16 protein-coding genes are annotated in these 13,699 nt (G+C 66.1%); 9 read left to right on the top strand and 7 right to left on the bottom strand.

From position 1 onward, the window contains the following. Window positions 1-46: 46 nt before the first annotated feature. On the top strand, window positions 47-1,516 hold the full coding sequence (gene pyk, locus IAG41_RS20595; protein WP_187730570.1) for a pyruvate kinase: 1,470 nt from the start codon (window positions 47-49) through the stop codon (window positions 1,514-1,516). 113 nt (window positions 1,517-1,629) lie between these two features. Here the strand turns inward: pyk and IAG41_RS20590 are convergent, their stop codons facing one another. Further along, entirely contained in the window at window positions 1,630-2,241 is a 612-nt protein-coding gene (locus IAG41_RS20590) for an HAD family hydrolase (protein WP_187730569.1), read from the bottom strand. Window positions 2,242-2,249: 8 nt separating this feature from the next. Next, complete coding sequence (gene ykgO / locus IAG41_RS20585; protein WP_066482602.1) at window positions 2,250-2,375, bottom strand: type B 50S ribosomal protein L36; 126 nt, start codon at window positions 2,373-2,375, stop codon at window positions 2,250-2,252. Window positions 2,376-2,549: 174 nt separating this feature from the next. Between ykgO and IAG41_RS20580 the strand changes: the two genes are divergently transcribed. Genes IAG41_RS20580 through IAG41_RS20570 form a run of 3 tightly spaced genes read left to right on the top strand, consistent with a single transcriptional unit; the run spans window position 2,550 to window position 4,737 of the window. After that, window positions 2,550-3,161: a DUF4136 domain-containing protein gene (locus tag IAG41_RS20580; protein WP_316251196.1), complete on the top strand. Its 612-nt coding sequence runs from the start codon at window positions 2,550-2,552 to the stop codon at window positions 3,159-3,161. Then, window positions 3,158-4,279 (top strand): carboxypeptidase family protein, encoded by a 1,122-nt coding sequence (locus tag IAG41_RS20575; protein WP_187730568.1) that lies wholly within the window; start codon window positions 3,158-3,160, stop codon window positions 4,277-4,279. Before IAG41_RS20580 ends, IAG41_RS20575 begins: the two co-directional genes overlap by 4 nt. Beyond that, window positions 4,276-4,737 (top strand): GNAT family N-acetyltransferase, encoded by a 462-nt coding sequence (locus IAG41_RS20570; RefSeq protein WP_262408801.1) that lies wholly within the window; start codon window positions 4,276-4,278, stop codon window positions 4,735-4,737. Before IAG41_RS20575 ends, IAG41_RS20570 begins: the two co-directional genes overlap by 4 nt. Here the strand turns inward: IAG41_RS20570 and IAG41_RS20565 are convergent. Beyond that, the gene (locus IAG41_RS20565) at window positions 4,734-4,889 is read right to left on the bottom strand and encodes a hypothetical protein (RefSeq protein WP_187730772.1); all 156 of its coding nucleotides are present in this window, start codon (window positions 4,887-4,889) and stop codon (window positions 4,734-4,736) included. The genes IAG41_RS20570 and IAG41_RS20565 overlap by 4 nt on opposite strands. A 110-nt stretch (window positions 4,890-4,999) precedes the next feature. Between IAG41_RS20565 and IAG41_RS20560 the strand changes: the two genes are divergently transcribed. After that, on the top strand, window positions 5,000-6,547 hold the full coding sequence (locus tag IAG41_RS20560; RefSeq protein WP_187730566.1) for an HAD-IIIC family phosphatase: 1,548 nt from the start codon (window positions 5,000-5,002) through the stop codon (window positions 6,545-6,547). A gap of 3 nt (window positions 6,548-6,550) precedes the next feature. Here IAG41_RS20560 and IAG41_RS20555 read toward each other — a convergent pair whose 3' ends face one another. After that, on the bottom strand, window positions 6,551-7,273 hold the full coding sequence (locus tag IAG41_RS20555; RefSeq protein ID WP_187730565.1) for a dienelactone hydrolase family protein: 723 nt from the start codon (window positions 7,271-7,273) through the stop codon (window positions 6,551-6,553). A gap of 75 nt (window positions 7,274-7,348) precedes the next feature. On the opposite strand from IAG41_RS20555, the gene gpmA reads away from it, so the two are divergent. The 4 genes from gpmA (at window position 7,349) to IAG41_RS20535 (ending at window position 10,334) form a co-directional block, all read left to right on the top strand. Continuing rightward, a complete protein-coding gene (gpmA, locus tag IAG41_RS20550) occupies window positions 7,349-8,035 on the top strand; it encodes a 2,3-diphosphoglycerate-dependent phosphoglycerate mutase (protein WP_187730564.1) in 687 nt (228 codons plus the stop codon). 236 nt (window positions 8,036-8,271) lie between these two features. After that, complete coding sequence (gene purE / locus IAG41_RS20545; RefSeq protein WP_187730563.1) at window positions 8,272-8,757, top strand: 5-(carboxyamino)imidazole ribonucleotide mutase; 486 nt, start codon at window positions 8,272-8,274, stop codon at window positions 8,755-8,757. Continuing rightward, the gene (locus IAG41_RS20540) at window positions 8,754-9,839 is read left to right on the top strand and encodes a 5-(carboxyamino)imidazole ribonucleotide synthase (RefSeq protein WP_187730562.1); all 1,086 of its coding nucleotides are present in this window, start codon (window positions 8,754-8,756) and stop codon (window positions 9,837-9,839) included. The genes purE and IAG41_RS20540 overlap by 4 nt, the downstream gene beginning before the upstream one ends. Before the next feature lie 39 nt (window positions 9,840-9,878). Next, window positions 9,879-10,334, top strand: a complete 456-nt coding sequence (locus IAG41_RS20535) for a hypothetical protein (RefSeq protein WP_187730561.1) — start codon at window positions 9,879-9,881, stop codon at window positions 10,332-10,334. Between the two features lie 6 nt (window positions 10,335-10,340). On the opposite strand, the gene IAG41_RS20530 is transcribed toward IAG41_RS20535, so the two are convergent. From IAG41_RS20530 to IAG41_RS20520, 3 genes are all read right to left on the bottom strand, one after another. Further along, entirely contained in the window at window positions 10,341-11,276 is a 936-nt protein-coding gene (locus IAG41_RS20530) for a DUF808 domain-containing protein (protein WP_187730560.1), read from the bottom strand. 111 nt (window positions 11,277-11,387) lie between these two features. Next, a complete protein-coding gene (locus IAG41_RS20525; RefSeq protein ID WP_187730559.1) occupies window positions 11,388-13,274 on the bottom strand; it encodes a CocE/NonD family hydrolase in 1,887 nt (628 codons plus the stop codon). Between the two features lie 123 nt (window positions 13,275-13,397). Then, entirely contained in the window at window positions 13,398-13,697 is a 300-nt protein-coding gene (locus IAG41_RS20520; RefSeq protein WP_187730558.1) for a hypothetical protein, read from the bottom strand. Between the last annotated feature and the right edge of the window lie 2 nt (window positions 13,698-13,699).

Raw genomic sequence — 13,699 nt, 5'->3', positions numbered from 1 at the left:
GCATTAAAGGTTAGAGGCAGCCACGCACAAGCCGAGGATGACAGCGATGACAAAGGCCATAAGCCCCCGCTCCAGAAAGGTGCGCATTCTCGCCACCCTGGGACCGGCGAGCAACACGCCCGAGATGATCGAGAAACTGTTCGAGACCGGCGCCGATGCGTTTCGCATCAACATGAGCCATGGCGACCAGGCATCGAAGGTGCCGGTGTTCGAGGCGATTCGCGCGCTCGAGAAGAAATTGGGCCGTCCCTCGACGATCCTCGCCGATCTCCAGGGACCCAAGCTGCGCGTCGGCAAGTTCGCCGAAGGCAAGGTGATGCTGCACGCCGGCCATGAATTCGTCCTCGACCGCGATCCCACTCCGGGCGATGCGACTCGCGTCGAGCTGCCGCACCGCGAGATCTTCGAGGCGGCGCATACCGATGCACGGCTGCTGCTCGACGACGGCAAGCTGGTGCTGCGCGTGATCAGCGCGTCCGCCGACCGGATGACGACGATCGTCGAAGTCGGCGGGATGCTTTCCAATTCGAAGGGGTTGAACGTCCCCGACATGGTGTTGCCGCTGGCGGCGCTGACCGAGAAGGACCGCAGCGACCTGAGCTTCGCGGTCGAGATGGGCGCGGATTGGATCGCCCTCTCCTTCGTCCAGCGGCCCGAGGATCTGATGGAGGCGCGCCGCCTGATCGGCGGCAAGGCGGCTTTGCTCGCCAAGATCGAGAAACCCAGCGCCATCGCGCGGCTCGACGAGATCATGGAGCAGTGCGACGGCGTGATGGTGGCGCGCGGCGATCTGGGCGTCGAGCTGCCGCCGCAGACCGTGCCGCCGCTGCAGAAGCGCATCGTCGAAACCGCGCGGCGGATGGGCCGGCCGGTGATCGTGGCGACGCAGATGCTCGAATCGATGATCGAATCGCCCTCGCCCACCCGCGCCGAAGTCTCGGACGTCGCGACCGCAGTCTATGACGGCGCCGACGCGATCATGCTCTCGGCGGAGAGCGCGGCGGGCAAATGGCCGATCGAATCGGTGGCGATGATGGATTCGATCGCCGATGCGGTGGAGCGCGATCCCGGCCATGGCGATCGCGTCCACTTCACCGTCACCAAGCCCGATCCCACCACCGCCGACGCGCTGGCAGAGGCGGCGAAGAGCATCGCCAAGACCGTGTCGGCGGCGGCGATCGTCTGCTTCACCCTGTCGGGATCGACGGCACGGCGCATCGCGCGCGAGCGGCCGCCGGTGCCGATCATGGGGCTGACGCCCAAGCTGGAGACGGCGCGGCGGCTGGGGCTGCTCTGGGGCATGCACGCGGTCCACGCCCGCGACGTCGAATCGTTCGAGGAGATGGTCGAGAAGGCCAAGCGGATGGTGCTACGCCACCATCTGGCGGCCGCGGGCGACCGGGTGATCATCTGCGCGGGCGTGCCCTTCAAGACGCCGGGATCGACCAATGTGCTCCATGTCGTCACGATCGTCGGCGACGAGCTGAAGACCTATCGCGGGCCCGAGGGCGGCTGAGGCTAGAAGCAAAGAGCTTGTGCTCCTGCGAAAGGAGGAGCCCAGGCAAAGGAAATGCCAGGCCACCCTGGGCTCCTGCTTTCGCAGCAGCGCCCCCGTTGATGTGGTGCAGCCTAGAGAAGGCCGAGGCGGACCAGCTCCGCCCGGAAATCCATAGCGTCGGTGAAAAGCACAGCATGGATGCCGAGCTTCGCAGCGCCTTCGACATTGGCGGGGCTGTCGTCGACGAAGACGGCTTCCGCCGCTTCCAGCCCGAATCGCTTCAGCGCCAGTTCGTAGATCGCCGCACCGGGCTTCACGAGCTTCTCGTCGCCCGAGACGACCACGTCGCGGAAGCGATCGAAGATCGCCGCCTCGCGGTCGCGGAAGGGCGGCCAGAACTCGCCGGAGAAATTGGTGATGCCGAACAGGGGCACGCCGCGCGCGTCGAGATCCTCGACGATCGCGGCCATGCCTGGGACCATGCCGGGCAGCGTGTCGTGGAAGCGCGGCCCCCACAGTCCGATCAGATCGGCATGCTGCGGATATTCGGCGCTGAGTTCGACCGAGGTCTCGGCGAACGGACGGCCGGCGTCGTGCTGGAAGTGCCACTCTTTGGTGACGACTTCGGCCATAAACGCGTCGAGCGCCCGATCGTCCCCGATCAGGCGCTCGTACAACCTACGCGGTTCCCAGGAGTAGAGGACGTTGCCGACGTCAAAGATGACGGCGCGCGGCGTCCCCACGTCCGAGTTCAGCCCTGGCGGGCCTTGAACCGACGGTTGGTCTTGTTGATCACGTAGATCCGGCCACGGCGGCGGATCACGCGGTTGTCGCGGTGCCGCCCCTTGAGCGACTTTAATGAATTCACGATCTTCATGACCGATTCGCTTCTCGAATTATCTGGAATGCCGGAAAAGAGGCGCCCGCCTATAGCCGAGCCCCTTCCAAGTCAACCCACAGCGGGTCCCTTTAACGCATGCCGGAACCGACTCGGCAAGGTTCGGGTTTGTCGCCATAAGAGCCGTTCCGTTCGCGAAACAGGAGGTGTGCCGTGTTTAAACCCATCAGCTTAGCGCTAGTAGCAGCCATGGGGCTGGCCGGTTGCACCACTACCGCGCGCACCGGGCCGATCGACGTGACCCGCTATCATCTGGGCCAGCCGATGGAGCGGACCAGCGTGTCGTTCGAGCCGATGAGCGGCGCGGTGCAGGTCAATCCCGAGTACCAGACCTATGCCGATGCGGTGCAGACCGAGCTGGAACGGCTGGGCTATGTCCGCGCGACCAACGGCACCGAATCGGGCTATATCGCCGGCATCTCGTTCACGCGGACGAGCAAGGGATTCGTCAAGGATCGCCCACCGGTGACGATCGGCCTGGGCGGCGGCAGCTTCAGCGGCGGCGGTCGGCGTGGCGGCACCGGCGTGGGGGTCGGCGGCGACGTCGCCTTCGGGATCGGCGGCAAGACGCGTGAGGTGTTCACCGGCGAACTCTGGGTGCAGCTACGCCGGCGCGCCAACAACAGCGTGATCTGGGAAGGCCGTGCACAGACCCAGGCAGTCGGCATCGAGAACGCCCAACCCGGCCAAACGGCCGCCCGACTCGCCAGCGCGCTTTTCAAGGACTTCCCCGGAGAGTCCGGCGTCACTATCACGGTTAAATGAGCATCAGCATCAACGCCGCGTTCGACGCCGGCAACATTCGCGTCGTGGCCATCGAGGGCGACCTGGCCGACCTCGAGATCGTGAAGGACCATGAGTCCGATTTCTATCAATGGTTCCATTTCCGCGTGGCCGGAGCGAAGGGGCGCACGCTCACCTTCCGCATCCTGAACGCCGGGGGCTCGGCCTATCCGTTCGGCTGGCCGGGCTACAAGGCGCGCTGGAGCACCGATCGCCAGACATGGCGCCAGACGCCGGAGACCAGCTACGAAAACGGCGTGCTGAGCTTCACGCACCGGATGGACGACGATCTGGTCTGGTTCGCCTATTTCGCGCCCTATTCGATGGAGCGCCATCACGACCTGGTCAGTCGGATCGCGACGATGCCCGGCGTCACCCACCGGGAACTGGGCGTCACGCTGGACGGCCAGCCGATCGATTGCCTCACCCTGGGCGAAGGCCCCAAGCAGGTCTGGCTCTATGCCCGCCAGCATCCCGGCGAGACGATGGCCGAATGGTGGATGGAAGGCGCCCTGGAAAAACTAACTGACGCCGGTGACGCGACTGCCACGACGCTGCGCGAAAAGGCGACCTTCCACATCGTGCCCAACATGAACCCCGACGGCTCACGCCGCGGGCATCTGCGCACCAATGCCGCGGGCGTGAACCTTAATCGCGAATGGCATGCGCCGACGCCCGAGAAGAGCCCCGAAGTGCTCGCGGTACGCAATGCGATGGACGAGACCGGCGTGGTGTTCGCGATGGACGTGCATGGCGACGAGGCGATCCCCGCAAATTTCCTCGCCGGCTTCGAGGGCATTCCGAACTGGACCGACGAGCTGGGCGAGAAATTCTACGATTTCGCCCGCGCGCTGGCCGAGGCGACGCTCGAATTCCAGCTCGACCTGGGCTATGAGAAATCCGCGCCGGGCCAGGCCAACCTCTCGATGTCGACGAATCAGCTCGCCGAGCGCTACGGTGCCGTGTCGATGACGCTGGAAATGCCGTTCAAGGATCATCAGGCGAATGCGAACGCCGAATTCGGCTGGTCGCCCGAGCGCTGCAAGGTGCTGGCGCACGCATGTCTCGATACCCTTGCCGGCATGATCGACCGGATTTGATCGAGATCCGCGAAGGCGGGCTGGACGAGCCAGAGGTGCAGGCGCTGCTGCGGCTGCACCTCGCGGCGATGCATGCCAACTCGCCTGCGGAAAGCGTGCACGCGCTGGACCTGAGTGGGCTGCGCCGCGACGACATCACCTTCTGGACGGCATGGGAGGACGGGCAATTGCTCGGCTGCGGAGCGCTGAAACAGCTCGATCCCCAGCATGGCGAGATCAAGTCGATGCGGACCGATCCCGAACGGCTGCGGAGAGGCGTGGGCGCCGCATTGGTTTCCCACATGCTGGGCGTCGCGCGCGAGCGCGGCTATCGGCGCATAAGCCTGGAGACCGGATCGGGGCCGGCATTCGAGGCGGCGCACGCGCTCTACCGCCAGTTCGGCTTCACCGAATGCGGCGCGTTCGGGGACTATCCGGCCGACGATCCGTTCAGCCGCTTCATGTCGCGGGTGCTCTAGCCCAGCAGCTTCGCGGCGAGCGTGGCGAGGCCCGCTACGACGATGGCGGCGCCCAGCGCACGCTCGGCGGGGTTGACGATCCGTTCGACTGGGATGGCGATGGCTTTGGCGATCTTCTTCATGTGCGGGATATAGGGATGCGCGCATCGCATTCCCACGAACATTCCCGCTCAGAGTGATGAAGTCCGTCACTTGCGGCATGTGACGAGTCAGATTCCGCCAGATCGCTCTAAAATGAGCGTATATGCACAAGGTCTCCGCCATGCCATCCGCTGCTGAGCCGGTAAAGCTCATCATCTGGGATCTCGACGACACGCTGTGGCGCGGCACGCTGGCGGACGGCGATGCGGTCGCGTTGCACGCGCACCGCGCCGAAATGATCCGCGCCTTCAACGCCCGGGGCGTGGTTTCGTCGATCTGCTCGAAGAACGACTTCGAGACGGCACGGGCAAAGCTGGTCCTGCTCGACCTGTGGGACGAATTCGTCTTCCCGCACATCGCCTTCACCCCCAAGCCCGAAGCGATCCGGGCGATCATCGAGGATATGCAGCTTCGGCCCGCCAACGTCCTGTTCGTCGACGACAATACGGTGAATTTGGGCGAGGTCCGGCACTGCCTGCCCGGCATCCAGACGCTCGACATCACCGACGCGGATGCCGACGACCATCTCGCGGGCCTGCTGGCGCTCCAGTCGGGACGCCGCAACCGCATCGACGACTATCGGATGCTGGAGCGCAAGCAGCGCGACCGGGGCGCTGCCGCGCTATCGAACGAGGATTTCCTGCGCTCGTGCGAGATTCGGGCGTGTGCGCCCTTCCTCATGGACAATCTCGATTTCGCCGGACGCATCGCCGAGCTGATCAACCGTTCGAACCAGCTCAACTACACCAAGTCGCGGGTCGAGCAGGAGGCGCTGGAGCGCGACATCATGAATGTCGCGCGCTTGGTTAGTTGGTCGGTCTTCGTTTGGGATAGATATGGCGATTACGGGCTGGTCGGCTTCGTGATGATCGACCTGCACGAACGCACGCTCGTCCATTTCACCTTTTCGTGCCGCGTGATGCACATGGGGCTGGAGGAATATGCGCTCGGCAAGGTGCTCGCGCGCTGGCCGGATATCGACATCTCTCCGCTGGAGGGCCGCTTCAGCCGCACGCCGCCGGACTGGATCGAGGATTGCTCCTTTGACGATCCCGCGATCCGCGGCCGGCTGCTAGCGGAGCAGGTTCCTGTCGTCGCCGAGCCTGCGCTGCGGATCATGTTCGGGTGCCAATCGGGCGGGATCGCGCATTTCAGCCATTTCCGGCCGGCGATCGAGTTCGACAACAATCCGCGCATGTTCGAGCTGCGCATGCTCGACGACGCCAGCCATCTCGAGCAGCATTTCCCGCCATTCCTCGTCTATGGCGCGACGATCGACTATCTCGACATGCGCTGGCCCGGGAAATGGCATCTGCTCGACATCGGCCTGTACGAGAAATGCGTGATCCGGATGTGCATCTTCCTGCTCGAGCGGGGGCTGCGCATGCTGGTGGTGCTGCCGCCCGAGGATGCGCCGGACGACAAATATCGCGTCGTGATGAACCAGACGCGCGCGCGGACGCAGCATTTCAACGCGCTGTGGCGGAAGGCGGCGCGCGAGAATCCGGAGCATGTCTGGATCCTCGACGTGGCGCATCTCGTCGAGGGCGACGAGATGGCCGACGTTACGCATTATTATGCCGGGCTGCTCCAGAAGATCGCCGGGCAGATCGATTGCTGGGTCCAGGACGTGGCGCTCGGCGGCGGCGCACAAGCCGAGGCCGCCTGAGCGCTAGGCGAACACTTCCTCGAGGAAATTGACCATCGCCTGCCAGCTGCGCCGATCGGCGCGGGGTTCGTAGGCGACGCGCGGATTGTCGCTCTTGCGGCCGAAATCGGTGAAGGCGTGGCCGGCATGGCCATAAGCGTGGAGCTGCCAGTCGGCGCCGGCTTCGGTCAGTTCCTGGGCGAGCGCGACGGTCTTTTCGGGCGGGGCGATCGGGTCTTCCCAGCCGTGGCAGACGAGCAGCTTCGCCGCGATCGGCGTGACGTTCGCATAGCCCGGCCGGTCATAGACGCCGTGGAACGAGACGCCGCCGAGGATCGGCAGTCCGGCGCGGGCCATGTCGAGCACGCACTTGCCGCCGAAGCAGAAGCCGATCGCGGCGACCTTGTCCGGATCGGCCTGGGGAAGGCCCTTCAACGCCGCGAGCGAAGCGCTCAGGCGATCGCGGAGCAGCGCGCGGTCGGCGTTGAGCTCGTTCATATATTCGGCGGTGTTTTCGGATTCGTGCGTCTTGCGGCGGCCCTGGCCGAAGACGTCGGCGGCAAGCGCGACATAGCCGAGCTTCGCCAGTTCCTCGGCCTTCAGATTATCGGCTTCCTTCTGGCCGAGCACATTGGGGATGACGAGCACCGCGGGGCGCCGGCCCTCTTGCCGCTCGTCCCACGCCGCGACGCCCTCGAAGGGGCCGCCGGGGCCGTCATATACCAGGGTCTGCCGAACGATCGCCATTGCGTTTCTCCACAAGCTTGCCCCTGCCGGCATTGCCGCTAAGGACCTCGCCAAGCAGTTGCAAGGAGTGTCGCGATGCCCATGCTCGTCCTGATCCGCCACGGACAATCCGCCTGGAATCTGGAGAACCGTTTCACCGGCTGGTGGGACGTCGACCTGACCGAGCAGGGCGTGCAGGAAGCCTGGGCGGCGGGCGAACTGATGAAGGCCAAGGGCCTAGACTTCGACATGACCTATACCAGCTTCCAGAGCCGGGCGATCAAGACGCTCAACCTGGCGCTGGAGGCGATGGGGCGGCTTTGGCTGCCGACCGAGAAGGACTGGCGGCTGAACGAGCGGCATTATGGCGGGCTGACCGGGCTCAACAAGGCCGAAACCGCGGCGCTGCACGGCGACGACCAGGTCAAGATCTGGCGCCGCAGCTTCGACGTGCCGCCGCCGATGCCCGAGGAAGGATCGCCCTGGGACCTCGCCAAGGACGAGCGCTACAAGGGCGTGGCGATCCCGCAGACCGAGAGCCTGAAGGACACGATCGCGCGGGTGCTGCCATATTGGGAGAGCCGGATCGCGCCCGATCTGAAGGCCGGCAAGCGCGTGCTGATCGCCGCGCACGGCAATTCGCTGCGCGCGCTGGTGAAGCATCTTTCGGGGATTCCCGACGACGAGATCACCGAGCTGGAGATCCCGACGGGGCAGCCGATCGTGTACGAACTGGACGACGCGCTGGTGGCGACGGATCGGTATTATCTGAGCGAGCGGTAAAATATCCTTAGATTACAAACGTATGTTAAATCCGCCGTAATCGAGTTCGAGACCTGCATGCAGCTGGTGGCCCTCTTCAATTGGAGGGTCACATGTTCAAACATCCGTCTCGGCGATCACAGCTGCGCTCGCGAGGGCTCCAACGCCGCGACAACTGCGTCATTCCGATGCGAGGCAGGTGTTGCTCTGCCCCGCCCGCCTCTCTAACACACGCGCTTCCTGAACACGGGGCATACATGTCGGGCGCACCTCTAGTCGGCATCATCATGGGCAGCACTTCCGATTGGGAGACGATGCGCCATGCCGCGCGGGTGCTCGGCGAGCTGCGCGTCGCGCACGAGACCAAGGTCGTCTCCGCGCACCGCACGCCGCAGCGGCTGTACGACTATGCGACCGGCGCCGATGCGCGCGGGATCAAGGTGATCATCGCGGGTGCCGGCGGAGCGGCGCATCTGCCGGGCATGGCGGCGTCGATGACGCATCTGCCGGTGCTGGGCGTGCCGGTGGAATCCAAGGCGCTGAAGGGCGTGGATAGCCTGTACTCGATCGTCCAGATGCCGGGCGGGGTTCCAGTGGGAACGCTGGCGATCGGCAAGGCCGGCGCGCTCAATGCCGGGCTGCTCGCGGCCGCGATCCTGGCGATTTCGGACGAGGCGCTGGCCGGGCGGCTCAAGGCGTGGCGCGCGGCGCAGACCGACGGCGTGGCGAACGATCCCGAATGAGCGCGTCCAACGGTCCCTTGGCGCCCGGTTCGACGATCGGCATCCTAGGCGGCGGGCAGCTCGGGCGGATGCTCGCGGTGGCCGCGGCACAGCTCGGCTACCGCACCCATGTGCTCGCACCCGATGAGGAGAGCGTCGCGGCACAGACCGCGTCCAGCTTCACCCGCGCCGATTTCCACAGCCGCATCGTGCTCGACGAGCTTGCCGCGCATGCCGACGTCGTGACCTATGAGTTCGAGAATATCGCGCTCGGACCGGTCGAATATCTCTCGGGCAAGGTGCCGGTGCGGCCCGGCCCGCAGAGCCTGTCGATCGCGCAGGACCGTGCGCGTGAAAAGGCATTCGTCGCGGCTTTGGGCGGCCGAACGGCGCCTTGGGCGCAGGTCTCGACCACCGAGGAGCTGGAGGCGGCGATCAAGCGGATCGGCGCGCCGTCGATCCTGAAGACGCTCCGGCTCGGCTATGACGGCAAGGGCCAGGTGCGCATCCGCGACGCCAAGGATGCCGCGACCGCCTGGGCCGAGATCGGCGAGCGACCGGCGATCCTCGAGGGGTTCGTCGAATTCGACCATGAATTCTCGATCATCACCGTGCGCGGGGCGGACGGGTCGCTGGCCAGCTATCCGCCGCCGTGGAACGAGCATGTCGACGGCATCCTCGCCCGCTCCTCGCTCCCCGCCCCCGCCGAGATCGCGCGGCACTGGACCGAGGCGGCGACGCTGGCCGGACGTGTTGCCGAGGCGCTGGACCATATCGGCGTACTGACGCTGGAGTTCTTCGCGACCGACAACGGCCCGGTGTTCAACGAGATGGCGCCGCGCGTCCATAACAGCGGCCACTGGACGATCGAGGGCGCCGAGACCTCGCAGTTCGAGAACCATATCCGCGCGATCTGCGGGCTGCCGCTGGGATCGACCGCGCTGACCGGCAGCCATGTCGAGACGGAGAACCTCATCGGCGACCAGGCCGGCCGCTGGGCCGAGCTCCTCGCCGAGCCGGGCGCGCATCTGCACCTTTACGGCAAGGCGAATGTTCGGCCGGGGCGCAAGATGGGGCATGTGACGCGGGTGAAGCGGGACTGACCTATTGCGGGAATTGCGGCGGCGGCGAATAGTCTCGCGATGGTCCCGCTGCTCCTACCCGCATTGCTGCTCACCGCTCCGGTCCAGCGCGATCATCCGGTGACCTATCTCGCTTCAGTCTCGATCCCGCTCGGCCCCGACGAACGGATCAGCGCCTTCGCTTTCGACACCTGGGGCGTGCAGTTCAAAGCGGTGTGCCGCATCCCGCCCGGCTGGCGGATCAAGGCGGGATCGAGCGCCACGCCCAACGGCACCTTCGAAGGCGAAGCCAGTCACGGCGTGACCTGGATCGGGCGCGAGCGGATGCGCGAGCTCGACGCACTCGTGCTGGTGGTGCTTGTCGCGCCCGTGCAACGGCACGAGATCCGGGACGCCACGGGCGTCATCCCCGCCACCTTTGCGGGCAAGGCCGTGATCGAGACGACCGATGACCAGCGCGAGCCGCGGATCGGCGCCGACAACATCAAGCTCAGGCGCGCGACGCGCTGCCCCTGACGCGCCTCAATGCGCCTTCTTGCGCGGGATCAGGTGCAGCACGCCGACGATCGCGCCGCCGACGATCAGTCCCAGCACGCCGGCGCCAAGCGCGCCGACCAGCCATTCGACCAGCCCCTGCCCGACCGGCACGGCATGGCCGGCAGCCTCGGCGGCGTGGTGCACGGCGTGGGGAACCGCGCCCAGCCCGAATGCCTCCAGTCCGTGCAGCAATATGCCGCCGCCGACCCAGACCATCGCCGCGACACCGATATGGGAAAGCGCCTGGAGCAGCACCGGCATCGCGTGGACCAGCCCCATGCCTAGCCTCCGCGCAGCCGCCGAGGGGCGACGGGCGAGGTGCAGGCCGATATCGTCCATCTTCACGATCAGCGCGACGACGCCATAGACGCCGACGGTGATCGCCACCGCCACCAATGCGAGCGCGGCGGCGCGCATCGCCAGCGAGAGCCCGGGCAGTTCGGCCAGCGCGATCGCCATGATCTCTGCCGAGAGGATGAAATCGGTGCGGACGGCGCCAGCCACCTGGCGCTTCTCGAGCGAGACGGCGTCGTGGATGTCCGCGACCTCCTCCTCATGATGATGACCGAGGAGCGCCTCGACGATCTTCTCGACCGCCTCGAAGCAGAGATAGGAGCCGCCGATCATCAGCAGCGGAGTCAGCGCCCAGGGCGCGAACGCGCTCAGCGCGAGCGCCGCCGGCAGGATGAAGAACAGCTTGTTGCGCAGCGAGCCGAGCGTGATCTTCCAGATGATCGGCAGTTCGCGATCCGGCGTGAGCCCGACGACATAGCGCGGCGTCACCGCAGTATCGTCGATCACCACGCCGGCGGCCTTCACCCCGGCGCGACCAGCCGCCGCGGAGACGTCGTCGATCGAAGCCGCCGCCAGCTTTGCGAGCACGGCGACGTCATCCAGCAATGCAACCAGACCGCCCGGCATGATTCCCCCATATCGCCCGCGCACCGCACGGAATGAAAAGCCCGCCCAGCCCATAGCGGAACGGACGCTTCTTGAAAGCCGATTGCGCCGCGTGTGCGGCGTGCCGAACGCCTATTTCACCAGCGGCAGCGCGATATAGCTCTCGCCCGGGCCGGCCACGGTCACCTTCTGCATGGCCTTCTGATAGTCACCCGGCTTGGCGAAGAAGATGTTGGGCACGAACTTCTGCGGGTTGCGGTCGTAAAGCGGGAACCAGCTCGACTGGACCTGCACCATGATGCGGTGGCCCGGCAGGAAGACATGGTTGGCGTTGGGCAGCGCGAAGACATAGTCGAGCGGCTTGTTCGCGGCGATCGGCTTCGCCTCCGCCAGTGACTCCCGGTAGCGGCCGCGGAAGATGTCCATGCCGACCGCGAGCTGATAGCCGCCCATCGCATGATCGAGCGGCACCTGATCGGGATAGACGTCGATCAGCTTGACCACCCAGTCGCTGTCGCTGCCGCTGGTCGCGGCGTTCAGGTGCACCATCGGCTGGCCGGAGATCGTCACCGGCGCGGTCAGCGCGTCCGAGGTGAAGCTGAGCACGTCCGGGCGGCTCGAGGCGTTGCGCTGGTCGCTGGTCAGCCAGGCCTTCCAGTGATCGTCCTCATAGCTGACCGGGCGAACCGGGCGCGGCACGAACGTCACCGGGTGCGCGGGATCGGAGACATAGTCCGCGGTCTCGGCCTTGCCGCCCGCCGGCTCGAAGCCGACCGCCATGTCTGGCTTGAGGTACAGCTTCGCCGTGGCGGGCGCGCCCGGCCAGTCGCTGCGGCGCTGCCATTCGTTGGCGCCGCTCTGGAAGACGGTGACCGGCGCCACGTCCATCGGCGTGCCCTTCAGCCAGTGCGACAGGAACGGGGCGAGCACGTGCCAGCGCCACCATTTCGCGGTGTCCTGGTCCCATTTGATGGCCCCAAGATTGCTGCCCTGATCGATCTCCTGGCCGTGATACCAGGGGCCGAGCGTCAGGAAGACCCGGTCGTTGGCCGTGTCCTTGGGCTCGATCGCCTTGTAGACCGCAGTGGCGCCGTAGATATCCTCCTGGTCCCAGAGCGAATGGACCAGCATCACCGGCACCTTGAGCGGTTGCTTCGCCAGCACGGTATCCATCGCCTGTTCGGACCAGAAGCTGTCATAAGCGGGATGCGCGGCGATCTTGCGCCAGAAGCCGATCTGATCGAGCCCATGCGCCCGGGCGATCGCGCCCGCCGAGCCGCCCTCCATCGCGTCGTCGTAGCTGTCGTAATGATTGTCGGTCCAAGGGCTCGAATTGTCGCGGGTGGCGATCTGCTCCCAGACATAGTCGAGGCCCTGGCGGAAGGCGCCGTTGTGGAACCAGTCGTCGCCGCGCCAGCCATCGACCATCGGGTTCATCGGCACCGCCACCGCGAGCGCCGGGTGCGGGTTGATCAGCGGCATCAGCGCGGTGAAGCCGTCATAGGAGATGCCGAGCACGCCGACCTTGCCGTTCGACTGGGGCAGATGCTTCACCAGCCAGTCGATCGTGTCATAGGCATCGGTTGAATCGTCGGTGTCGGTGGGGTTCCACTGGGTATGCGCCAGCGCCGGGTTCATCATGTAGATGCCCTGCGAGCCATATTTGCCGCGCACGTCCTGGACGACGCGGATATAGCCGCCCGCGACGATCACGTCGGTGGCGTTGTCATAGCCGTCGAGCACCGCGTCCATCCGCCCGCTCTTCTGCTGCATCGTCATGCCCTCGGCATTGTAGGGCGTGCGGGTGAGCAGGATCGGCGCGTCCTTCGCGCCGCTGGGGATCAGGATGACGGTGTGAAGCGTGACGCCGTCGCGCATCGGGATGTCGACGCTGCGGCGCTCATAGTTCCAGCCGGGGGTGGGCTGGGTGATGGTGGCGGGGCGTTCGTCGGCGGTCTGCGCCGCCGCGGGGCCGGCGAGTGCCGCCACGAAAATTGTCGCCGCCAACCAGTCGCGCATGTCGCTTCCCCCGAGTCTGTCGAGGCGCAGGCTGGGCGGCGCGGGGGCGAATGTAAACGGCCCAAAAAGCAAACGGCCCGCTTCCTTTCGGAGGCGGGCCGCTCGTTTCAGCCGTAGCGTATTTTAGGCGCGCGTACCGGTGATCGGGAAGCTGCCAAAGGCGCCCGCGGTCACGGTGCCGTTCAGCGCATCGCCGTCGACCGTCGCTTCGCAGGTGAGCGTCATCGGCATCGGCACGGTGATGTCGAGCGACCAGCTGAGCGTGTCGCCATCGATCTTGCCGTCCTTGATATCGGTCGTGCCCATGCCGCCGACAAAGCTGCCGGTGAAGCTGTCACCGCTGCTCGCAATCGTCAGTACCGCCTGCTGGTCGCCCAGCGGGGATTTGGTCACCGTGTTCCAGCTTCCGTCGACATTCGCCATGA

Origin of the sequence: Sphingomonas sp. JC676, assembly GCF_014489075.1 — a bacterium.
Classification (GTDB): Bacteria; Pseudomonadota; Alphaproteobacteria; order Sphingomonadales; family Sphingomonadaceae; genus Sphingomonas.
Note: the sequence above shows the minus strand (reverse complement) of the source record. Positions and strands in the feature narration are given on the sequence as shown.